Here is a 584-nt window from a genome sequence, read left to right as displayed (position 1 = left end):
AGACCGCTGCCGCGCGGGTCGGTGGCAAGCTGGCAGGAGTCCTCCGAGCCCGGGAGGTAGCCGCTGCATTCGATCACGTTGGCCCGGCCCGGCTCGGGCGGCGGCGTCGGCAGCGCGCGGCCCGCGCTGACGGAGGTCGCCATCGCATAGGCGGCGGCCAGTGCCGCGCCCTCCTGCCCCGAGCCGCCCACCGCGGCGCGGAAGGCCTGACGATCCGGGTTCCAGGCGATGCCCGCCGCCAGCAGCGGCATCGGCACCCGTGCGGGCGAGGCCGCGAGCAGGAATCCCATGCCGGGCACGATCCGGCCCGTCCCGAACAGATTGTCCATCGTGAGCGCGCAGGCGACCGAGCGTCCCTGGCGGTCCAGCGTGACGAAGGTCGTGGACGCTGGATACGGACCGCCGCTGCCGGCCGCTGGCAGCTTGGCCGCGAGAATGGCCTGCGGATCGCCGCCGGCGGTGCGCGCCCGGGCCGCCACGGCAAGCGACCGGTCGAGCGCTGCCTGCGTCGCGCCGGGGTTGGCCGCCAGCACCTGCAGGGCCGCGGCCGCCGCCAGGCCGCCATCGGCGGGTGGCGGGACGAA

1 pseudogene is annotated in these 584 nt (G+C 76.5%); it reads right to left on the bottom strand.

Going from position 1 to position 584, the window contains the following annotated elements:
• Nucleotides 1–584: pseudogene (locus B8460_RS21845) on the bottom strand (gamma-glutamyltransferase); the annotation flags it as partial.

This window comes from Acidisphaera rubrifaciens HS-AP3 (assembly GCF_000964365.1).
Lineage (GTDB): Bacteria > Pseudomonadota > Alphaproteobacteria > Acetobacterales > Acetobacteraceae > Acidisphaera > Acidisphaera rubrifaciens.
The sequence above is the reverse complement of the archived record's forward strand: the minus strand, read 5'-3'. Positions and strand labels throughout refer to the sequence as shown.